Genomic DNA, 23,020 nt, shown 5'->3' on the forward strand with positions numbered 1-23,020 from the left:
TTATAATTAGTTATAATTGAATATGTCAAAACGAAAGGGGATTTTTTTATGAACAAATTCACATTCCGATCTATTGGGGCACTTATACTTTCTTTCCTTCTTATATTTAGTGCTGCTTGTACAAGCGTGGAAAAGAAAGAAAAGTCAGCTGCTAAAGAGGGAAAAACAGTCGAACTGACTGTATCAGCTGCCGCTAGCTTACAAGATGCATTAAAAGAAATTGAAAAGCAATATAAAGAGAAAGAACCAACTATTCAACTTTCTTTTAACTTCGGTGCTTCTGGTGCACTTCAACAACAAATTGAACAAGGCGCGCCTGCTGATTTATTCTTCTCTGCAGCAGAAGATAAATTCCAAACTCTTGTTAAAAAAGGATTCATTGATGAAAAAGAAGGGAAAAATCTTCTTGGAAATGAACTAGTTCTAGTTGTCCCAAAAGATAGTTCTCTTGCAAAATTCCAAGATTTAAAAGATGAAAAAATAAAGAAAATCGCACTTGGTACACCTGAATCCGTACCTGCGGGAAAATATGCAAAGGCTTCTCTCACACATGAAAATCTTTGGAATGACATTCAAAATAAAGTCGTGTTTACAAAAGACGTTCGCCAAGTGTTAACATATGTAGAGACAGGCAATGTCGATGCCGGTATCGTATACAAAACAGATGCTCTTATTTCAGACAAAGTAAAGATTGGTGAGACAGCAGCAGCTACTTCTCATGAGCCAATTCACTATCCTTTAGGTGTTATAAAAGAATCTAAGCACAAGAAAGAGGCGACTTCATTTTATGAGTATTTGCAGTCAAAAGATGCACAATCTATCTTTAAAAAATATGGATTTACAGTCCTATCATAATTGCCATGAGCTTTGATGCTATTGTGTCACCGATCTTTCTATCTTTACGAGTAGCTGCATACGCCACCATTATCGTTACAATTTTAGGGACGATTATCGGGCGAGCGCTAGCACGCTCCTCATGGAGATATAAAGTAATATTAGAAACTATTTTCTTATTACCAATGGTACTTCCGCCAACTGTAATTGGCTTTTTTCTCATTATCATTTTTGGAAATAATAGTCCCATTGGAATGTGGATAGAATCATTGTTTCAGCAGTCCATTATGTTCACATCTACTGCTGCGATCATTGCTTCTACAGTCGTTGCATTTCCGCTTATGTACCAATCAGCAAAAACAGGATTTTCTATTGCGAATGTACAAATTGAAGAAAGTGCTCGTGACCTTGGTGCCAGTGAATATCAAGTTTTTCTACACGTGACACTCCCGCTTGCATTTCCTTCCTTACTAAGCGGAATGATTTTGAGCTTTGTTCGTGCGCTCGGTGAGTTTGGTGCTACACTCATGTTTGCTGGGAACATTCCTGGTAAAACACAGACTATCCCAACTGCAATTTATATGGCGATTGATGCAAGTAATATGCAACTCGCCTGGACACTTGTAGTTATCACTATTAGTATGTCACTTCTATTTCTGCTATGTATTCAGCTTATTAATAAAAGAATTACTAACTCTTAAAGCAGCTTTTTTCGAAGCTGCTTCTTTATTTCTTAGGAAATAAAATATACCGATGGGAAATAACTGAATTTTACCTTTTATTAAAATATACATTTTATTTGAATTCACTTTCTAAAATAGGCAATTTCCTGTTATTATATGGAGGTGTTTCAAAAAATGAAGAAATGAAAACGCATTTATATCGTAAGTTCTTCATCCTGTTTTAGCGATCGGTAATCTTCTACTCTATTAGTGGGGCATTACCGATCGTTAGAACGATATGTAATTATATTGGTATAGAAAACCGAAGGGAGTCTTGTAATGGACATTTTATTAGCGCTTCTTCCTGCAATCGCATGGGGAAACATCTTATTAGTAAGCGTAAAAATGGGCGGTGGTGCATACAGCCAAACGGTAGGTATGACAATCGGTGCTCTATTCTTCGCAACAATTATGTATGTATTTACTCAACCAGCTTTAACAATGACAGTCTTGATTGTTGGTTTTATTTCAGGTTTATTCTGGGCTTTAGGACAAGTAAACCAATTAAAAACAGTTGAAAAACTAGGTGTTTCAACTACTGTAACGATTTCTACTGGTATGCAACTTGTTGCAACTTCTATCTTTGGGGTTATCGCTTTCCGTGAGTGGACTACTACAACAACGATTGTTCTGGGAACGATTGCAATCCTATTAATCGTAGTTGGTGTTGTATTCACATCACTAGATGACAAAGAAAATGCACAGCCACCAGGACAATTGAAAAAAGGACTTCTTACTTTAATTGTTTCTACTTTCGGCTACCTTGTATATGTAATTATTATTCGTTGGTATAATATCGATGGTTGGTCTGCTATTTTACCACAAGCAGTTGGTATGTTTGTTGGTGCGGTTGTACTGACATCTAAACATAAACCATTTAACAAATATGCAATCCGTAATGCTTTATCTGGTTTACTATGGGGAACTGGAAACTTATTCTTACTTCTTTCATTACCACGTGTCGGAGTAGCAACAAGCTTCCCATTATCTCAAACTGGAATCGTTATCTCAACATTCGGTGCAATCGTATTCTTAGGTGAAAAGAAAACAAAACGTCAATTGATCTTTATTGCACTAGGTAGTGTTTTAATTATCGGTGGCGCTGTATTGCTTGGTATGACGAAAGCATAAGCTTATAATTTATCAATCCCTGAAGCATAAATGCTTCAGGGATTTTTGATTATAATTATTTTTCAAATATAATAATCTTCATAGTCCTTTTTATATAGCCTTCCTTCCCTCCAATTGTATTCTCTCCACTACAAGCCGTTTCTTTTTACAAAATTCTCTTAAAAATGGTATCGTTTTTTATAACATATTCTCATCAGAAAGGAATAAAGGATATGCCTAATAAACATCGAATTTTATTTATTGGTGCCGGTCGTATGGCAGAAGCTATATTTGCTGGACTACTTACAACAAGTAAAGAATACATCGAAGAAATTATCGTTTCTAACCGAAGCAACGTAGAAAAGCTAGAACAATTACGAGCACGATATAATGTGTCTACTACAACAGATTGGAAGCAGCATGTTACATCTGTTGATACGATTGTTTTAGCAATGCCACCTTCTGCACATGAAGAATTATTAGCAGAATTATCTCCGTTACTATCGAATCAACTTGTCGTAACGGTAGCCGCTGGCATTGGCCCATCTTATTTAGAAGAAAGACTTCCCGGGGGGACACCTGTTGCTTGGATTATGCCAAATACAGCTGCCGAAATCGGAAAGTCTATCTCCTTATATACAATGGGACGATCAGTAAACGAGATGCATCAAGAAACCCTGCAACTGCTTTTAAGAGGCATTGGTACTTCGCAACTTTGCACTGAAGAGGAAGTTCATCAGCTTACCGCAGTTACTGGAAGTGCACCTGCTTTCCTTTATTACTTTGCCGAAAGCTTAATTGAAGCAACAAAAAGTTATGGAGTCGATGAAGCAACCGCAAAACACCTTGTCATTCAAATGATTTCCGGCTCTACTTCTATGCTTGAACAAACGCAAGATCCAGCTAACCTCCGCGAACAAGTAACAACACCAGGTGGTTCCACAGCTGAGGGTCTCAAAGCTTTATATGAATATAATTTTTCAGAGGCAATTCAAAAAGCAGTAGAAGCAACAAACAAAAAAGCTAGGGGGAAATAATATGAATTTAACAAGTTTAAAAGACTATACAACATTACATAACGGCGTAAAAATGCCTTGGTTCGGTTTAGGTGTTTTTAAAGTAGAAGATGGTTCAGAAGTAATTGAATCTGTAAAAGCAGCAATTAAAAATGGCTACCGTAGTATCGATACTGCAGCAATTTATCAAAACGAAGAAGGCGTTGGACAAGCGATCCGTGAATCAGGTGTTGCACGTGAAGAATTATTTATCACATCAAAAGTATGGAATAGCGATCAAGGATATGAAACAACACTTCAAGCATTTGAAACTACATTAGAGAAATTAGGTCTAGATTATTTAGATTTATATTTAGTACATTGGCCTGTAAAAGGGAAATATACTGAATCATGGAAAGCATTAGAAAAGCTTTATAAAGATGGCCGTGTTCGCGCTATTGGTGTGAGCAATTTCCACATTCATCACTTACAAGACGTATTTGAAATTGCTGAAATTAAGCCAATGGTCAATCAAGTGGAATACCACCCACGTTTAGCACAAGAAGAGTTACACACTTTCTGTAAAGAACATAATATCCAGCTTGAAGCTTGGTCACCATTAATGCAAGGACAGCTACTGGATAACCCAACATTACAAGACATTGCGACAAAATATAATAAATCGACTGCACAAGTTATTTTACGCTGGGATCTACAAAACGAAGTTGTAACAATCCCTAAATCTATTAAAGAACATCGCATTATTGAAAATGCAAATATATTCGATTTTGAATTAAGTGCTGATGACATGAAAGCAATTCAAGCTCTAAATGAAGATCATCGCGTTGGTCCAGATCCGGATAACTTTAACTTCTAATAGGGAAACCACTGCCATATGCAGTGGTTTTTTTATTTTTAATAAAACTGAAAATTTAAACTATATTCCATTTGATTGACACTTCATTATCTAAGGTGTAAGATTTTGAATTATCAAAGAAACACAAAAATTAATAAAATTTATTCGTTTACTCATTGTATCAAGAGAGGTGGAGGGACTGGCCCTTTGAAACCTCGGCAACAGGTTCATTTTGAATACTGTGCCACTTCCTGCAAGCTTTGTGCTTGAAAGATAGAATGAGGGACTTCGTTTATATACGGGTGCATAACTTGTACGTAAAAATCCCTCTTTCTCAATATGAAAAGAGGGATTTTTTGTTTTTCATTCCCTCATCATCATCCAATCTTATTAACCATTTAGGAGGAAAATCAAATGAAAAAGAAGTTTGTACCCGGTATTGCATCAGTTGTAGGAGTAAGTATTTTATTAACTGGTTGCGGCAGTTATAAAAACGAAGCAAGCGGAGCAAATGCAAAAGACGAGGCACCTAGTAAACAGGTTTTAAACTTATCTTCACCTACTGAAATACGAACAATGGATACAGCTCGTGCTACAGATACTGATTCTGGTCAAGTAATGAGAAACGTATTTGAAGGTTTGTATAATCTTGGTGAAGGTAACAAACCTGTCCCTGGCGTTGCAAAATCTCATGAAGTAAATGGCGATAAAACGAAATACACATTCCATTTACGAGATTCAAAATGGTCAAACGGCACTCCTGTTACAGCGAAAGATTTTGTCTTCGCTTGGCAAAGAGCTGTCGATCCAGCAACAGCCTCTGAATATGCATTTCTATTCTTTGATATTAAAAATGCAACAAAAATTAACAACAAAGAACTTCCAGCCGATCAACTTGGTGTAAAAGCAATTGATGACCATACGTTTGAGGTAGAATTAGAACGCCCTGTTCCGTACTTTATTAGCTTAACAGCGTTCCCAACATTTCTACCAATTAACGAGGAATTCTTTAAATCACAAGGTGATAAGTACGCTTTAGAAGATAACAAAATCTTGTACAACGGAGCTTTTACACTAAGCGATTGGAAGCATGAACAAAGCTTTAAATTTAAGAAAAACCCTACCTATTGGGATAAAGATAATGTCAAACTCGAAGAAATCAATTTCAACGTTGTGAAAGAGAAATCAACAGAAGTAAATTTATTCGAATCCAAACAATTAGACCGTATAAAACTAACATCTGATTTCGTTGATAAATATAAAAAGGATACTAACTTCAAAGAACGTCCGAATGTAGGGGTACAGTTTTTACGTATGAATCAACAAAACAAAGTACTTCAAAACGTTTCTGCACGCCAAGCAATCGATCAAACAATTGATCGAAAATCCTTTGTAAATACGTTATTAAATGATGGCTCTACACCAACCTTTAGTCTCGTGCCGAAAAACTTTGCAAAAGGGCCTGATGGAAAAGACTTCCGTACTGCAAACGGCGATTTAACAAAAGTTGATACAACATCTGCACAAGAATTATGGAAGAAAGCAAAAAAAGAACTTGGTTCTGAAAAGATAACATTAGAATTATTAACAAGTGATGGTGACCTTGAGAAGAAAACTGGTGAGTTCCTAAAAGGGCAACTAGAAAAGAATTTAGATGGCTTAACAGTAAATATAAAACCGCAACCACGTAAACAACAAGTTTCACTCTTATTAAAAGGTGACTACGAGATTGGAATTGACGGTTGGAGCCCTGACTTTGCTGATCCAATTACATTCCTTGAACTATTTACGACGAATAACCCTTACAACTTAGATCATTACTCTAATAAAGAGTTTGATGACACAATTGAAAAAGTTAAAACTACCTTGGCTGGTGATGAAAAAGCTCGCTGGGAAGCGTTACTAGCATCAGAAAAAATCTTATTTAAGGACTCTGTTATCGCTCCTCTTTACCAAAAAGGAGAATCTTATCTAGAGCGTTCTTATGTAAAAGGAATTGTACAAGTAGACTTTGCAGGTCAATTAAACTTCAAATGGGCAAAAATTGAAAAATAAAATGCGACTTTAATCATCGTGTTTCCACCAACTCCCATTGTTTTTTTGGCAAAATATATTAAAAGTAGATTCCTTAATATGAGTGAATCTACTTTTTTAATATATTATTTCAAGAAATTAACACTCTATTTTTATTATTGACATATAGTTCTTTTCAGTGTTAATATTCTAAATAATCAAAGAGACGAAATATTTCACCATCAAAACATAATGTCTACTACGTTGAAACATATAACGATAGATTACAGTTCAGCATGTATATACATATAGAACACCTGATTACCTATAAACAAATATCTATAATAGGTTTTATCTCCTTCTATAGCTACTTCAAGACATGGACATTATGACGTTACGAACAACACATTTAGGGAGGAAAGAACAATGAAGAAAAAAGTTGTACCTGTTGTTGCATCTGTTTTAGGGGCAAGTCTACTACTAACTGCTTGTGGGGGAAATAAAGATAATGCAAGCGGAGCGAAAGCGAACGATAAAGCACCTGATAAACAGGCAATTAACTTATCATTCGCTTCAGAAATTCCAACAATGGATGTTGCAAAAGCAACGGATACGGAATCCATGAACGTAATGCGAAATGTTTTTGAAGGTTTATATGCAATGGGAGAAGATAATAAACCGATTCCTGGTGTTGCTGAGTCGGTTGACGTTAGTCCCGATAAAACAAAATATACATTCCACCTGCGCGATTCAAAATGGTCAAATGGTACTCCTGTTACAGCAAAGGACTTTGTCTTCGCTTGGCAACGTGCCGTAAACCCTGATACAGCAGCTGAATATGCATTCTTATTCTTCGATGTACAGAATGCAAAACAAATAAACCAAAAACAATTACCAGTTGATCAATTAGGCATCAAAGCTCTTGATGACAAAACTTTAGAAGTACAACTAGATCGCCCTGTTCCCTACTTCTTAAGCTTAACGACATTTTCAACATTCTTACCAATTAATGAAGACTATTTAAAATCTCAAGGTGACAAATACGGTTTAGAAACAAATCATTTAATTTACAATGGTGCTTTCACATTAGATAACTGGAAACACGAACAAAGCTTTCAATTGAAGAAGAACCCTAACTATTGGGATGCTAAAACTGTAAAATTAGAAGAAATCAACTTCAATGTCGTTAAAGATAAGTCTACAGAAGTTAACTTATATGATTCAGGACAAATTGACCGTGTTGCTTTAACTGCGGAGTTTGTTGATAAATATAAGGGCGATCCAAACTTCAAGGAACGCGCTGAAGTCGGCATTCAATTCTTACGACTAAATCAGAAAAATGCAGTATTAAAAAATCAACATGCACGCCTTGCTATTAACGGAGCAATGAATAAAAAAGCGTACGTAGAAACAATTTTAAATAACGGTGCTATTCCAGCTGAAGGAATGGTTCCTGCGAAATTCGCAAAAAGTCCAGACGGTAATGACTTCCGTAAAGAGAATGGAAATCTAGTCAAAGATGATGTGAAAACAGCGAAAGAAAACTGGAAAAAGGCGAAGCAAGAACTTGGTACTGACAAAGTAACAATTGAACTATTAACAAGTGATAATGCTTTAGCTAAAAAGACTGGTGAATATTTAAAAGGTGAATTAGAAAAAAATCTAGATGGATTAACAGTGAATTTAAAACCACAACCACGTAAACAACAGTTGAAACTACTATTAAGTGGTGATTATGAAATCGGAATTGATGGCTGGGGCCCTGACTTCGCTGACCCAATTACATTCTTAGACTTATTTACAACAGATAGTGCTTATAACTTCGATAAATACTCTAATAAAGAGTACGATGAGCTAATTCATAAAGTGAAAACCGATTTAGCTGGCGATGAAAAAGCTCGCTTTGAAGCAATGAAGCAAGCTGAAAAAATCTTATTACAAGATGGTGCTGTCGCTCCTTTATACCAACAAGGTCGTTCTTACTTACAACGTTCTTTCATTAAAGGACTTGTAACAACTGACTTCGGCGGTGAGTTTAACTACAAGTGGACAGAAGTTGCAAAATAATAAAATAAAAAAGGTATCCCATGAAGGATACCTTTTTTATTTTATACTTCTCTAACTATAGAACCTCTTCCCTTTGCCATTCCTTTTATACCTATAGTGATTCCTGTTACCAATTGTGTAACTAGTATAATAAGTAATAATGAAATAATATTCCCCTCTAAACTAACTCCGCCAAATATTATTGTATAATAACCATTCGCTGCATATGTTGCGGGAAATAATTCACCGATCGTTTGATATGTTTTAGAAAGCATTGCATGTGGTACGATTACACCTGAACTTACAAGTTGTAACGATAGCGAGATAATATTAAAAATCATACCTGCATTTCCGAAAACAGTTATGAACATTTGTGTTAATGAAAGAAATGCGCAGAAGACTATTGCTTGAAACATCAATATACTCCATACTGTTTCATGCATTTCAATTTGGAATCCTTTCATCAAGCCAATTGTAATACATGCAAGTAAAATTGATACTGTACCGTTAATGATTTGTCTTGATACGAAATTACTCCAATCGTTCTTTATTTCCTTTGCAACTTTTGATAGTTCCATACTCATGATCATTGCTCCTACAAATGAAGCTAATACCATCATTAGTGGTACCATATTAGCCGAAAATCCTTTTGCATCATTTACTTTATGAACTGTAAAACCAATTGAATCTTCTGTTAAACCTTTTATCACTTCTACATTCTCAGACCCTACAGCTTGTAATTTCCCAACAATCGCTTGTTTCTTATAACTTGTTATCTCTTTATTTACATTGTCTCGAATTTGTTTTGCAGCTCCTTCCATCATTTGCTTTGCCATCATGGCATTCGCTTGATTAATGTGGAAGTTTAAATTTGATTTTCCTGTTTCATTTATATTCTTTGAAAAAGAAGCAGGAATTTCAATAATCATATCGTACACATGGTCATTCATTTCTTTGTTTGCTTTTTCCACAGACCGTTCTACTTTCACCTGAAATGGTAAATTTCTCTGTAAGCCTTCTGCTATTTTACTACCTATATTTCCATCCTCATTCACAATAGCGATACGCATTTGATCTGCTCTTTCATTCACTCCATCATACGCCGTTAACCAAACACAAAAGAAAATAAGTTGGAACGATAGCGCTACTACCATTCCTACATACGTACCTGGTCGCTTTAAAAACTGTTTTAATGTATCCATCTTCCCGCTCTCCTATTTAGCAAGCAAGTACTTACTTGTATTTTATTTTAAATAAATACTAGGGTCTTAAAGCCCTAGCATATAAAACTATATTATTCTCAATAAATTTCTCATCATCGATTTCCATAAGTCGACTTTCAAAACGCAATTTAGACAGGAAGTAACCAAAATTAATCCATATAAAATTCATTACTTGTGCCTCAATATTTGTATGAATAATCTTGTTTTGTTCCTGCATCTTGGCAAAATAAATTATTAATTCCTCTTTTAATCCTTTTGGAATTTTAGAGATTTCCTCATCTAATTCTGGAAATTCTCTCGCCTCACGTATACCGATAGAAATAATATCTTTTATGCTATTTAAAAATTTATGATAATGCCTTGCTAAGTTCTTCAAATCTGTTTCTAATTCCCACACAATTTCTGTTTGCAAAAATTGCTTTAAATGCGGTATATATGAAAATTCAGCAACTGCAGCTTCAATAACACCCTTCTTACTTTTAAAATTGCGGAATATCGTTACTTCATTAACGCCAGCACGCATTGCAATTTCTTTCGTTGTTGCTGCTGTATATCCTTTTTCTTTCACTAATTCAATTGCTGCTTGAATGATTTTTTCTGCTGTCTTTGAGCGCGCCATAAAATCCCCTCTTCCTCATGCAAGTGATCACTTACATTTAGATTATATAACTTTTCTAATAATTGTCAACAACGAAATTACCATTTTTATACAAAAATAAACAACTGAAAACATAATCCCCTCAAAGAAATAATTTATTGTACTTATACATAATTACATGATTTTGGGAAAAACTTGTATAGAAAGAAGTTACATAAGGAGGAATTTATAATGAGAATTTTACTATCAGCTTTATTAGCTCTTATGCTAGTACCTGCATTAACAGGATGTAAAGCTCCTGCAAAAGAAGATACAACTTCTAATAAAAAGACAACTGAAGAAGCAAAAAATGAAGCTCCTGCAGATTTAAAACTAAACTTTAATGAATTTGATTTAAAAGCAGACTATCAAGATACGAAGAAAGACTACGAAGCTGATTATAAAAATGTAGCCGCGGATAAGAAAATGGAAGCAAAACTTGAAGACCATAAAACAGATGTAAAGTTCACAGGCGACGAGGCTATTACAAAATTAAGCCCTCTTCTACAAGAATTAAAATTTGATAAAAACACACCAGATCAAGAAGTAATTGATCAAGTAGTAAATGTATTCAAGCTTGATAAAGACTATCAAAAATTCGCTTTAGAAGTTGTCTTCTCTGATGGAACGAAAAAAGAATATAAAAGAGAAATAAAATAAAGAAGTAGGCAGATGCCTACTTCTTTATTTTTTAATTTTTACGTATCTTAGTTCTGGACTAGAACCGATAATGAATTGGACGCCAGATACTGATGGTTTTTGTAAATATGAAGCACTTGGGAAAATAATTGGGATTAATGGTGTTTCATCAAACATAATGTCTTCTGCTTTATGCAATATATCAAAACGTTTATTTTCATCTTGTTCTGTTTTTGCTTGATTAATTAAATTATCAAATTCTTTATTGTACCATTTCGCATAGTTACTTGGACCATCACCTGCATATAATTCTAAACGGGCACTAGGGTCTAAGTTAGAACCTCCCCATCCCATATAAGCTAATTGGAAATCACTTTGCTTGTATGTGTCGATGTAACTCTTCCACTCTTTATTTTCTAATTTAATATCTACACCAAGGTTTTTCTTAAACATTTCTTGCATTGCTTCTGCTACTTTTTTATGCTGTGTATCTGTAGTGAATTTTAATGTTACTTCAGGTAATGTAGACCATCCTTGCTCTTTCATACCTTCTTCTAATAGTTTTTTCGCTTCCACTGGATCAAATTTTACATAATCGCCTTTTTCTTTACGGAAATCACGACCACCTTGTGTTTTTGCCCCTTCTGGAACGAATGCATATGCTGCTTGTGCATTATTTTTATACAATTTTTCAACGATAAATTTACGATCAACTGCTAATGAAAATGCTTTACGTACTTTCGCATTTGTAAATGGCTCTTTTTCTACGTTAAAGGAATAAATATAAGATGAAAATCCTGCAACGCGTTTATATTCTTTATTTTCTTTTTCTTTCTCAATCATCTCTTGTGGTAAACCACTTAGTAAATCTAATTCTTTTGATTTAAATAATTGATACGCTGTTTTAGAGTCTGGAATAATACGAAACTCAATTTCTTTTAATGTTACCTTTTTATCATAGTATTCTTTATTTTTTTGTACTGTAATTGCTTGGTTATGCTTCCATTCTTTTAACGTGAATGGTCCGTTCGTAATTAACTCTTTTGGATCTGTTTTTAATTTATTATTATCATCAATTGATTTTTTAGATAGTGGAATAAATAATGAACTTGCTAGTTTTTGTTTGAAAGAAGCAACTGGGTATTCAAGTGTTACTTTTAATGTTTGAGGATTAACCACTTGAATACCAACTTGTCCCTCTTCACCTTTTCCAGTATTATATGCCTCTGCACCTTTAATAAAATACATTTCTGTCGCATTCATAGAACCCGTTTTCGGATTTAATAATCGCTTCCATGCAAACTCAAAATCATTTGCTGTAACAGGAGAACCATCTGACCATTTAATATCTTTCTTTAAATGAATTGTATATTCAGTCCCATCAGCATTTACTTCTTCTTTATCCGCTAACTCATTATGGATTTTCCCATTGTTATCCTCAGTATATAGACTTGAAAATAAATTCCCAATTACATATCTCGAAGTAGTATCTGTCGCAATAGCGGAATCAAGCGTATACGGATCACTACTAATATTCGTTACTAATCGATCTCCTTCACCTTTACCAGCACTCGCTTTTTGCGTCTCTTTCTTACCGCAAGCAACAGAAGTAATTGCTAAAACAGTCATAATGACAAACAGTAAAAACTTCTTCATCCTACATTCTCCTTTAACCTGAAATTTTTGGTGTTGATGCTAATAATGTTTTTGTATAAGAATGTCGTGGATCACGGAATACTTCATCCGTATTTCCAAATTCAACAAGTTCTCCTTTATATAGGACAGCCACTTTTTCACATAAATAGTGAACCATCGGTAAATCATGTGCGATAAATAAATATGTATAGCCTTGCTCCTTTTGAATCTTTTGCAGCAGATGTACAATTTGTATTTGCAGTGAAACATCTAATGCTGAAATTGGTTCATCAAGGATTAAAACTTCTGGCTCACATAATAGTGCTCTTGCAATAGCAATACGTTGACGTTGTCCTCCGCTAAATTCGTGTGGATAGCGATCAATATATCGTCTATCTAATCCAACACGCTCTAGTGCATCACCTGCGACCTTATCTTTCAGTCCTTTATCGCCTAAACCGAATGAAATATAGCCTTCTGTTACAATATCGCGTACTTTCCAGCGCGGATTTAATGCAGCTGTGGAATCTTGAAAAATGAACTGTACTTTCTGCAAGAAATCCCGCTTATGAGCTGACTTCAGCTTGTGAACAACTTGACCGTTATAATCAATTTCACCAGACGTTGGACGCTCGATCCCAGCTATGAGCTTACCAAGTGTCGTCTTTCCAGAACCACTTTCTCCAATAATGCCAAGCGTTGTTCCTTTTGGGATAGAGAGTGTTATATCTTTTAACGCTGCGATTTCTTTATTTTTACTTCCATACGTTTTCATTACTTGCTTTACAGTAATTAAATCTGTCGTCATGAGGCATTCACCTTCTCTTTTGATTTCGCTTTATTGTGCTCTAGAATGTGTTGCCAACAATGTGAACTATGCTCCCCAGAATATGTCGTTCTCTCTGGGAAACGATGAATACATTCTTTTATCGCTACTGGGCAACGATTTACAAAAGGACAGCCAAAGCTATTTAATGTTTCAATGGAAGGTGTCGTTCCTTCTATAGCACGTAATACTTTTTCGGAATCATCCATATTCGGAATTGCTTGTAATAAGCTTTTCGTATATGGATGTTTAGGAGAACCTATTACCTCCTGTATCATTCCTTTTTCAACAACACGTCCCCCGTACATCACAACTACTCGATCAGCTACTTCACGTACAAGTGCTAAGTCATGTGTAATGAGTAAAATGCTCGTATTTTGTTTTTCTTTTCGCTCTTTTAATAGCCCCATAATTTGTTTCTGAATCGTTACATCTAACGCTGTTGTAGGTTCATCTGCAATTACAAGTTTCGGATGGCAAGCAAACGCAATGGCCAAACAAATACGTTGCCTCATACCACCACTTAATTGATACGGGTATTGTTCAAAGCGTTTCTCTGCTTCATGTATGCCTAAATCATTTAGTAAGTTAATTGCAATTTCTTTTGCTTCTTTCTTCGATTTCTTTTCATGCTGCAAAATTACTTCTGTAATTTGCCTTCCGACCTTCATCGTCGGATTTAAAGATGAAAGCGGATCTTGAAAGATAAAAGAAATATCTTTCCCGCGAATTTGATTCCATTCTGATTCCTGTAAATTAGTTAATTCCTTTGATTGGAAAGATACATTTCCATCATCAATATGAATTGATTCTTGATTTAACCCGATAATTGATTGTGCTGTAACACTTTTTCCTGAGCCACTTTCTCCTACAAGTGCAACTATTTCACCTTCGTTAATAGAAAAGGAAACATGCTTCACAATTGCTTGCCTACTATTCTCTTTTTCAACGGCCAACGTTACGTTTTCTAAAGATAAGATTTGCGCCATGTTTTTTCTCCTTTCGATTACGTTTTACGATTTTCGGATCAATCGCATCTTGTAAACCATCACCAATTGCATTAAATGCGAACATGATGAGTGCAATCATGATTGCCGGGAAGAATAGTTGCCACCATTCTCCGCTTAGTAACGTCCCAAGTGCATCGTTGGTCATCGTGCCCCAGCTTGCCGCTGGTGATTGTACTCCAAGTCCGATAAAGCTTAAAAATGATTCTGAGAAAATAGCTGCTGGAATGGTAAATGATAAATTTACGATAATAATCCCTGTTAAGTTTGGAATTAAATGCCCATATATAATTTTCATATGAGGTGTACCTAATCGCTCTGCTGCGATAACAAATTCTCTTTGTTTTAAAGACAAGACTTGCGCTCTAATGAGACGTGCCATGCCAATCCATCCCGTTAACGCAAGGGCAATTATAATTGTAAAAAGTCCTGGTTTCATAACGATTAATAGTAAAATAACAATTAATAAGTATGGGATACCGTATAACACTTCAATTCCTCTTATAATCCACTCATCAATTAACGTTCCAAGACGATTACGCCCTCTCACATATCCACTAAACCCTCCGATAAGTACACCGAGCCCTATATCAAGAGCTGCTGCTACCAATCCAACTGTTAGTGAAATTTTCCCACCAGCCCAAGTACGCGCCCAAATATCTCTCCCTAAATCGTCCGTTCCGAACCAATGCTCGCTACTAGGCGGTAAATTAGTTGCTTCTTTTACTTGTTCACTTGCAGTAAATGACGTTAAACTTTCGCCAATAAGCGAGAAAATAATAATTAGTAATAACGTCACAGCCCCTAAAACTGCTATAGGATTTGATATAAACTTGCGAAACACTTCCTTTTTTCGGCTAATTGTTTGCTGATCTTTATTTATCGTTAATTCTTTTTTCTCTTCATTCGTTAATAACTGGTCATTAATTTCATAAGCCCCCATTTAAATATTCCCCTCCTTACGTAATAGAACGAATACGTGGATCAACAATACGATGAATGATATCTGTAATAAAGATACACATAATTAATAGCGCACTATAGAAGATGGTTGTTCCCATAATTACCGGATAATCTCGGTTAAAAATACTATCTACAAAATATTTTCCTAGACCAGGAATTGAAAAGATTTTTTCAATCACGAAAGTTCCTGTTAAAAGTCCAGCCATTAATGGGCCAACAAATGTAAGTACCGGAACAATTGCATTTCTAAGAGCATGTCTTATAATGATTTTCTTAATTGGTATACCTTTCGCTCTCGCTAGCTTAATATAATCACTCTGCAACACTTCAATCATATTAGAGCGAACAAATCTTGTAATAACCGCGATTGGCCCGAGCGCTAATGCGAAGGAAGGTAATACAGTATGCTCGAAGGTTCCCCAGGACGCCACTGGTAGTAATTCAAATTGGATGGCGAATACTTGTATAAATAGTGGCGCTAAAATAAAACTAGGAATAGAAATACCGAGAATCGCAAGCAAGCTCACACTATAATCAATCACTTTCCCATGATATAGCGCGGCAAATGTGCCTGCGGCAATCCCGACTAACAATGAAATAACAAGTGCTTGTAGACCAATAATTGCTGATGGACCAAATCCTGTCGTTATAATCTCTGATACGCCTTGCCCCGTCGATTGAACGGATTCACCAAAGTCAAAATGAACTACACCGTCTAAATAAGCAACATATTGATTCCATAACGGTTCATCAAGATGATACTTCGCCCTCATATTTTGTATCACTTCTTCAGGAAAGATTTTCGCATCTGATGAAAATGGATCTCCCGGAATAATATGCATAATTAAAAATGTCACTGTCGTAATAACCCATAATGTGAAAACCATAACTGATAGTTTTTTAACAACATACACTCTGATAACCCCCTAAACTCATAAATTTACTTTGTTTTATTGACGTATCTTTCCCATTACTCCCTTTTCTCTTCTTAAAATACAAAAAGCCTTGATCTTAAAAAATAAGATCAAGGCTTAATAAACAAAGGCCCATCACTTATCTTTCAAGACTTGCTTGCTGGAATTAGCACGGTGTTCATCTTACAGAACCCGCTGCTGAGGTGTCATAGGGCCAGTCCCTCTACCTCTCTGGATAAGTAAATTGCTATATTATTATTTGGTTCAAATTGTATATTTCGAATTATAATTCTGAAAAAAAGAAAAGTCAATCAAATTGGATATATTTAGAAAAATCAGTTTTTAATGGCGTTATTTCTTAAAATCACTATTTTAACTTATAATAAAATTAATTACTTTAAAGGAGTTATACGATGGATCCCTTACTTCTAGCCAGCATAGGATTGCCATTAACAATCGTCATACTCGTCATCATCGGCTTCTACAAACTCTTCATTAAGAAAAAACGTATCACTTCTTTTTATACTCCATTCGATAATATTACTGGACAAACAATTTCAGAATTTCACGAAGAACAGAAAGTATTAGTATCCGAGGATGAAGATGGAGATGGTAAGAAGAAAAAATAACCTTGCGCATGCGCAAGGTTATTTTTGGGCCTCTGTTTGAAAACGTTTATAGTATGTCGATGCTGTTGCAAAATTAATTTCTATATCACGAATCAACGAGGAGTCTTCTTCTTCTGCTAACTTCTGCAATTTTTTCATTGATTGTTCTGATTCATTTAAGAAACCAACATATAATTCATGTTCCTGTTCTTTCGACTTCGGAACACGAATTTCTTTACGCATATGATCAATATCTTCTAACATGCCCGTTGTTACCTGTTTCACGTCTTCCTTATATTTAGCATTAGTTATTTCCTTACCGCCCTTTTCTTTTGCCACTTCAAATAACTGTAACGCTTTATTAATTTCTTTGTTCATTTTTGCATCATACTTTTCATGTACCTCTTGATACACTTTCATATCTTCTGTCTGTTCAGTAGATTGCTCCACCTTTTCTTTCGGTTCTTTCGCTTCTTTATTCCCATTACATCCTGCTAGAAGGAGCATACCTCCCATTACAGCAATACCCAAAACCTTCTTCATCTTTAATTCTCCTTTTATCTACAGCTACTTCTAATTATAGTTTCTTTTATCTCCACTTGTTTTATTATACCGAGAACATCCTAAATTTTGTACTTAAGATGATTCCTTAATATATATACCCACATTTTTGTCACAGTATCGTCACTTTATGCAAGTAACTTTTGCATGGGTTATTTCAAAGAAATGAAAAAAAGAGCTGATTCAAAGAAATGTTTGAATCAGCTCTTTTTTGTTAAGCCTCTAAATTTTGTTTTTGTTGCAGTTCAAACTGCTTTTCACTTCTTTTTGCCATGAATAAATAACATAACACAGCACCAATTTCACAAAGAGCTATAACAACACCCATAGGAAGTGCGGTATTGCTTCCACCAATACCTACTAGCGGCGCTACAAGTGCTCCTGAGATGAACTGTAATAATCCTAGTAAAGCTGATGCTGTTCCTGCAGCCTGTTTTTGATTTCTCATCGCTAATGAGAAGCCAGTTGTTGATACAACCCCAACACTTGATACAACAAGGAATAGCGAGCATAAAACACCGATTAACCCTATTCCTAATACAATTGTAAGTAGTAACGATAGGCCGCCAACAGCCGCAATAATAATACCGGAAACAAATAAAGTCTTCTCATTAACTTTCCCCGCTAATCGGCCAGTAACTTGGCTAGCAATAATAATACCGATACCGTTAATTGCAAAGAACAAACTAAACTGTTGTGGTGATGCCCCGTATATATTTTGCAACACGAACGGTGAACCAGAAATATAAGCAAACATTGCAGCTGTTACTAATCCTTGCGACAATGCATACCCCATAAATAAACGATCTTTCAGAAGCTTTCCGTATGTTGCAAGCGTTCCTGATAATCCACCCGTCTCTCTTTCTTCAGGGGGCAATGTTTCACGTAATACGAAAGTAGCTGATATTAGCATGAATACACTAATTGCTCCAAGAACGATAAAAACGCCGCGCCATGATGTGAACTGTAATAATTGTCCCCCGATAATCGGTGCCAAAATAGGCGCTGCTCCGTTTACTAACATAAGCAGTGAGAAAAACTTTGTCATTTCAGAACCAGAATACATATCACGTACCATTGCACGTGATATAACGATACCAGCAGATCCTGAAGCACCTTGTAAGAAACGTAAAAGCACTAAACTCCAAATCGATGGTGCAACAGCACAAAGTAAAGAAGAAGCAACATAAATAATAAGAGCGATAATAAGAGGTTTGCGTCTTCCGTAAATATCACTAATTGAACCAACAAATAATTGTCCCACTGAAAGCCCAAGTAAACAAGCTGTCAATGTAAGCTGTGCGAGGGATGCTCCAGTTTGTAAATCATCCGTTAATTTTGGTAAAGAAGGCAAATACATATCAATCGATAATGGCCCAATTGCCGTAAGTGTCCCTAATACAAGAATCATCCATAACCTGTTTGTCTTTACAGGTTTATATACTTCGTGATTAACTCCATTCACTTTTTCTATTCACCCTTTCATATAAATATCGAATCGTAACAATTATAGTTACAACATAAATATACGTCAAGTATACCGTATTTTCCTGTTTAATAATGTAAAAAAAGCGATAGAATCTCTATCGCTTTACTTTTTCAAATTACTATTTGTAAATTTAGATACAGATGCCATCATTTCTCCTGTGTCTAAATATGTGATTTGAATTGGATCTCCTACTTCTGTAAACATTGCATATGGGAATTTCTTCGCCGGTACCATAAATACTTTTTGCTCGTTTTCTAATAGTACGTACACAATCGTATTTTCACCTGATTTTTCTTTATACACACGTTGTACAGTACCTTCTTTTTGCGCTTCTTTCCCATTTGAAGTCGGTCTAAATGAATCACCACTTCCGCTTAGCGCATTTTTATAGTTCTCAAGTGCTTCTTTTTGCGTCGAACCTGACGCAAACACTTTTGCATTAGAAGCATATATAACAGTATGAGCACGTACTAATCCGCCGTCATCAATAACTGGTACAATCCAAGAAGGTTTACCGTATACGTTATAAATAACTGGCATTGTTCCATGCCATTTCTCTCTCTTAAAGGAATTATCTACTACTTCTGTAGCAGCCGAACCGTCCATAATTCCCTTCACTTCTTTTCCGTTATAGTAATACAACTTTCCTGTACGTGCATCAACTAATGAGTAACCGAGAGCAGAATCTACTCCTTCTTTCGGAGAGGTAAAGTCTGTAAAGTAATACAGTTTACCATCCTTTCCGAAGATTGGCGTAACGCCTTCCTTCGTCCCCCACTCAGTCGGAATCTTCATGTCAGTTTGTGAGAATTTCGTATTCCAAAATCCGTGAATATATTTTCCGAAGTACGTATTTAACGTAGATGCTGTTTCATGATTTAATACACCATCAACGAATTTAGGGGCATTCCCTTTATCATATCGTTTCACATCACCTGATTGTGCATCAACAACGACAACGCCTTCTACTTCAAACCCGGATCTTCCTGAAATAAACTCACCGTATGTCATTGTATAATACGGTTTTCCTTTGTCATCAACTTCAAATTTTGGTTTCCCTTTAAAAATTAAATTTGGCTCCGCTTTTCGAACGACACGTTCTAATTTATTACCGAAAAACATGCTTGGTACATACTTCATTTTATATCCAAGATGTAATTTCGCTTCCGCATCAGGATTTGTACCTGACATTGTTACGTAACCTGGAATTGTTTCCGCTTTACGTGCTTTAAAAAATCCCGAAACTTCTATCGGTGCTACATACAAGGCTTCACCATTTACCATTTGTGGCGTTAATTCCCCTAGCTCAAAATAAGCTACTTTTGGAATATCACCAAATACCTTTTTCATTTTATTTTCCGCTGTTTTAGGCGGAACTGTAAACGGTTGGTCATTTTCAGTAAATGGCTCTGAAATATCTTTCTCTACCTTCACGACCGAATCATATTTCTTTTGCGAGATTACTATATCGTGCAAATAACCAAAATAGCCGTAACTTGCGAGTAAAACAAACATTAGAAGTCCTTTTAACATACCTTCTAATTTCCCTACCTGCTCTTGTGAAAATAAAACAAGCCCAATTAAAATCGCTACTGCAACAGAATAATGAGTAAGAATAGAATCTGCTCGATCATCAATTAGCCAGAAATATTCATAGATTGCAATACCTATCCAAAATAAAACAGGAATAACTAAAATAGATGATTTCTTACCCTTTACAACTTTCTCATTTCCTCCTTTATCCACCGCGCGAATTTTATTACCGCTTCTAGTCCATGGAATCAAAAACAAAGTGAGAATAGCTAAAACTATAAATTTCATCAAAGGCAATGTCCCCTTTTCTTTTGTCTTCCCTTTCAGTATAACAAATAAAGGTTAATCAGGTAAAAATGGGAATAGAAATACTTTTAATTACTTATCACTGCGACTTAGTACAAATCCACTCACTACATATAAAACTGAAGCAATATAAAAGATAGTCCCTATCGTAAAGAAATCCACTAAGTAACCAGTTGCAATTATAGCTACCCCGCCACCAATCGATGTCCATACATGGTATTTCCCAATTTCGTAACCAGCTTCCTTATGCGCTACCTTTCGTGCTAATGATGTCTTCTCCGTATTGCGCTGCACAGCACCTAAAATACCCATTAAAATTTGGAGAATGTATACGTGCCAAACCTCTGTTGCAATAGGAAAACAAAGCATTAATATAGCCATGGACCAAGCGTATATAATTAATAACTTTCTATCACCTACTCTATCAGAGATTCTTCCAACTAACGGATATACTAGAGCTGAAGTTAAGGCAAATAAACCGTACGCCCAGCCAAATTGCGAGAAGCTATTCCCAACATTTCGAAGCAATAGAATGTAAAAAGGAAATACCATACTTCCCGCCATCATGATTATGCTTTGTGACGCTACAAATCTTCTATATGTCATTTGCTATACTCCTTATAAAATAAATTCACAAATCGTTCCTCTGGGTCTACTTCCTTCTTCTTCTGAAGGAATTCTTCTATACGAGGATATGCTTCCTTTAGTTGCTCCTTTTCCGGATAAGAATAATACGGTAAATAATAACTTCCATTATGCTTTAAAGTAACATCAATCATCTTCTGAATGACCACTTTTGTTTTCTTTATTTCATCCTCAGAACGCCCTTGATTAATTAAAAATACAAGCGCAAACATATCATCTTTCGCATAAGATAGCACCGCATTCTCATTCTTTTCTACATAGCGGATTGTAATGTTAAGAAGATTTAATTCCTCTTCATTTAAAACACTTCGTAAATCATCTATATACTCTGCAAAACTATCTATTGGTACAAAGTACTCTTGTAAAACTTCGGTCAAGTTCGGATTATCATATTCCATAAAAGCACTATCAGATCTCATTACATTATTTCGAGTTTCATACTTACCATCTGTACGTTCAAAATAACTTCTTTGTATATCCCAAAATGCATTCTTTCCCCAATCACTATAACGCGATAATCCAAGCAAAAACTTCGGTGCGGCTATAATATTTTCTTCCTTTAATTCGCTGTATTCTCCCAGCTTCTGCTGATCTTCTGCCAATACATAATCCGTCACATACATTTCTTTCAAGAACGACTTTGGTGCAACAGAAATACGCGCTAAATGCATACGTATATTCTCAGCCTTCTTCACCTTCTCCTTAAAATACGAAGAATATTCCTTATAGTCTAGTACCCTCGTATGCGTTTCATATAATTCATCATTAGTTAACTTTAGCGTCACATCTAAAATTACACCAAACAATCCGTATCCCCCAATTACATACGGAAGCAAGTCCACATTTTCTTCTCTACTTACATTACGTACCGTACCATCTGCCATTAACAATCTGAACGACTCTACTGTATCAATCAATGCTTCATGACGAATATCACGCCCATGTACATTTACACTTAATGAACCACCAACAGTAAAAATATTTTGAGATTGCATCACTTGAACTGCAAGACCATATGGATTGATTTTCTTTTGAATGTCATTCCATGTGACACCGCTTTGTACCCTAATCCTCTTTTTCTCCGGATCAAACTCTAATATTTCATTATAGCCCTTCATATCAAGCATCGTGCCGTTCGGATAATACGTCTGTCCGCCTTGGCTATGTTGCATACCTGCAATAGAAATCTTCTCTCCAGAAGCATTTGCATCTTGCACTAATTTTTTAAATGAATTTTCATCCTCAGCATTTTCAACACGTTTAATTTTCGTTGGAAGTAACTTTCCTACATCACTCATAATAGGATGATCCAGTTGCTCTTTGTATGTATATATAGATGTCGCGAGCAACACTGTATACGCTACAATAACAACTGCTATCTTTCTTTTTTTCAAATGGCACTCTCCTCGTTTGAAATTCTAATCTCACTAGTACTTCTCTCTATTTTTATTGTACCTA

General features: G+C 35.5%; 21 protein-coding genes and 2 riboswitches. Of the genes, 9 read left to right on the plus strand and 12 right to left on the minus strand.

Features of this window, described 5'->3' with window-relative positions; translation table 11 throughout:
• The first annotated feature begins 48 nt into the window (after positions 1-48).
• The 7 genes from modA (at position 49) to ACP6L7_RS27350 (ending at position 8,597) form a co-directional block, all read left to right on the plus strand.
• Complete coding sequence (gene modA / locus ACP6L7_RS27320; RefSeq protein WP_097831197.1) at positions 49-855, plus strand: molybdate ABC transporter substrate-binding protein; 807 nt, start codon at positions 49-51, stop codon at positions 853-855.
• A 5-nt stretch (positions 856-860) separates the two neighbouring features.
• Positions 861-1,535 (plus strand): molybdate ABC transporter permease subunit, encoded by a 675-nt coding sequence (gene modB, locus ACP6L7_RS27325; RefSeq protein ID WP_097831196.1) that lies wholly within the window; start codon positions 861-863, stop codon positions 1,533-1,535.
• A gap of 300 nt (positions 1,536-1,835) precedes the next feature.
• Positions 1,836-2,687, plus strand: a complete 852-nt coding sequence (locus tag ACP6L7_RS27330; RefSeq protein ID WP_000353549.1) for a GRP family sugar transporter — start codon at positions 1,836-1,838, stop codon at positions 2,685-2,687.
• A gap of 212 nt (positions 2,688-2,899) precedes the next feature.
• Entirely contained in the window at positions 2,900-3,703 is an 804-nt protein-coding gene (proC, locus tag ACP6L7_RS27335; protein ID WP_097831195.1) for a pyrroline-5-carboxylate reductase, read from the plus strand.
• Between the two features lies 1 nt (position 3,704).
• Entirely contained in the window at positions 3,705-4,538 is an 834-nt protein-coding gene (locus ACP6L7_RS27340; protein ID WP_097831194.1) for an aldo/keto reductase, read from the plus strand.
• A 154-nt stretch (positions 4,539-4,692) separates the two neighbouring features.
• Positions 4,693-4,797: riboswitch (SAM riboswitch) on the plus strand.
• A 134-nt stretch (positions 4,798-4,931) separates the two neighbouring features.
• Complete coding sequence (locus ACP6L7_RS27345; protein ID WP_097831193.1) at positions 4,932-6,572, plus strand: peptide ABC transporter substrate-binding protein; 1,641 nt, start codon at positions 4,932-4,934, stop codon at positions 6,570-6,572.
• A 384-nt stretch (positions 6,573-6,956) separates the two neighbouring features.
• Entirely contained in the window at positions 6,957-8,597 is a 1,641-nt protein-coding gene (locus ACP6L7_RS27350) for a peptide ABC transporter substrate-binding protein (protein ID WP_097831192.1), read from the plus strand.
• Between the two features lie 41 nt (positions 8,598-8,638).
• Here the strand turns inward: ACP6L7_RS27350 and ACP6L7_RS27355 are convergent, their stop codons facing one another.
• Both ACP6L7_RS27355 and ACP6L7_RS27360 read right to left on the minus strand, forming a co-directional pair.
• A complete protein-coding gene (locus tag ACP6L7_RS27355) occupies positions 8,639-9,778 on the minus strand; it encodes a YhgE/Pip domain-containing protein (protein WP_141533380.1) in 1,140 nt (379 codons plus the stop codon).
• Positions 9,779-9,836: 58 nt separating this feature from the next.
• Entirely contained in the window at positions 9,837-10,418 is a 582-nt protein-coding gene (locus tag ACP6L7_RS27360) for a TetR/AcrR family transcriptional regulator (RefSeq protein ID WP_097831191.1), read from the minus strand.
• A 210-nt stretch (positions 10,419-10,628) separates the two neighbouring features.
• Here ACP6L7_RS27360 and ACP6L7_RS27365 point away from each other — a divergent pair, with 210 nt between their 5' ends.
• Entirely contained in the window at positions 10,629-11,096 is a 468-nt protein-coding gene (locus ACP6L7_RS27365; RefSeq protein WP_097831190.1) for a YusW family protein, read from the plus strand.
• A 24-nt stretch (positions 11,097-11,120) separates the two neighbouring features.
• Here ACP6L7_RS27365 and ACP6L7_RS27370 read toward each other — a convergent pair whose 3' ends face one another.
• The 5 genes from ACP6L7_RS27370 to ACP6L7_RS27390 are packed head-to-tail and all read right to left on the minus strand — an operon-like array spanning position 11,121 to position 16,420.
• Positions 11,121-12,731, minus strand: coding sequence for a peptide ABC transporter substrate-binding protein (locus ACP6L7_RS27370; protein ID WP_097831189.1), 1,611 nt, complete (start codon positions 12,729-12,731; stop codon positions 11,121-11,123).
• A gap of 13 nt (positions 12,732-12,744) precedes the next feature.
• A complete protein-coding gene (locus ACP6L7_RS27375) occupies positions 12,745-13,518 on the minus strand; it encodes an ABC transporter ATP-binding protein (protein ID WP_097831188.1) in 774 nt (257 codons plus the stop codon).
• The gene (locus tag ACP6L7_RS27380; RefSeq protein WP_097831187.1) at positions 13,515-14,525 is read right to left on the minus strand and encodes an ABC transporter ATP-binding protein; all 1,011 of its coding nucleotides are present in this window, start codon (positions 14,523-14,525) and stop codon (positions 13,515-13,517) included. The genes ACP6L7_RS27375 and ACP6L7_RS27380 overlap by 4 nt, the downstream gene beginning before the upstream one ends.
• Positions 14,482-15,486 (minus strand): ABC transporter permease, encoded by a 1,005-nt coding sequence (locus ACP6L7_RS27385; RefSeq protein WP_097831186.1) that lies wholly within the window; start codon positions 15,484-15,486, stop codon positions 14,482-14,484. Before ACP6L7_RS27385 ends, ACP6L7_RS27380 begins: the two co-directional genes overlap by 44 nt.
• A 16-nt stretch (positions 15,487-15,502) precedes the next feature.
• Positions 15,503-16,420, minus strand: a complete 918-nt coding sequence (locus tag ACP6L7_RS27390) for an ABC transporter permease (RefSeq protein ID WP_097831185.1) — start codon at positions 16,418-16,420, stop codon at positions 15,503-15,505.
• Between the two features lie 136 nt (positions 16,421-16,556).
• A riboswitch (SAM riboswitch) is annotated at positions 16,557-16,662 on the minus strand.
• Between the two features lie 171 nt (positions 16,663-16,833).
• Here ACP6L7_RS27390 and ACP6L7_RS27395 point away from each other — a divergent pair.
• Positions 16,834-17,049, plus strand: a complete 216-nt coding sequence (locus ACP6L7_RS27395; protein ID WP_097831184.1) for a DUF3951 domain-containing protein — start codon at positions 16,834-16,836, stop codon at positions 17,047-17,049.
• Positions 17,050-17,067: 18 nt separating this feature from the next.
• Here ACP6L7_RS27395 and ACP6L7_RS27400 read toward each other — a convergent pair whose 3' ends face one another.
• The 5 genes from ACP6L7_RS27400 to ACP6L7_RS27420 form a co-directional block, all read right to left on the minus strand.
• Positions 17,068-17,571, minus strand: a complete 504-nt coding sequence (locus ACP6L7_RS27400; protein ID WP_071744487.1) for a hypothetical protein — start codon at positions 17,569-17,571, stop codon at positions 17,068-17,070.
• Between the two features lie 232 nt (positions 17,572-17,803).
• Positions 17,804-19,063, minus strand: a complete 1,260-nt coding sequence (locus ACP6L7_RS27405) for a multidrug effflux MFS transporter (protein ID WP_240523184.1) — start codon at positions 19,061-19,063, stop codon at positions 17,804-17,806.
• Positions 19,064-19,180: 117 nt separating this feature from the next.
• Positions 19,181-20,899 carry a DUF3981 domain-containing protein gene (locus ACP6L7_RS27410; RefSeq protein ID WP_097831183.1) on the minus strand — a complete coding sequence of 573 codons (1,719 nt, stop codon included), beginning with the start codon at positions 20,897-20,899 and terminating at the stop codon, positions 19,181-19,183.
• A gap of 90 nt (positions 20,900-20,989) precedes the next feature.
• On the minus strand, positions 20,990-21,523 hold the full coding sequence (locus ACP6L7_RS27415; RefSeq protein ID WP_097831182.1) for an MFS transporter: 534 nt from the start codon (positions 21,521-21,523) through the stop codon (positions 20,990-20,992).
• A complete protein-coding gene (locus tag ACP6L7_RS27420) occupies positions 21,520-22,956 on the minus strand; it encodes an FAD-binding oxidoreductase (protein ID WP_097831181.1) in 1,437 nt (478 codons plus the stop codon). The genes ACP6L7_RS27415 and ACP6L7_RS27420 overlap by 4 nt, the downstream gene beginning before the upstream one ends.
• Between the last annotated feature and the right edge of the window lie 64 nt (positions 22,957-23,020).

Origin of the sequence: Bacillus silvicola (assembly GCF_050524305.1) — a bacterium.
Taxonomy (GTDB): Bacteria; Bacillota; Bacilli; order Bacillales; family Bacillaceae_G; genus Bacillus_A; species Bacillus_A cereus_AT.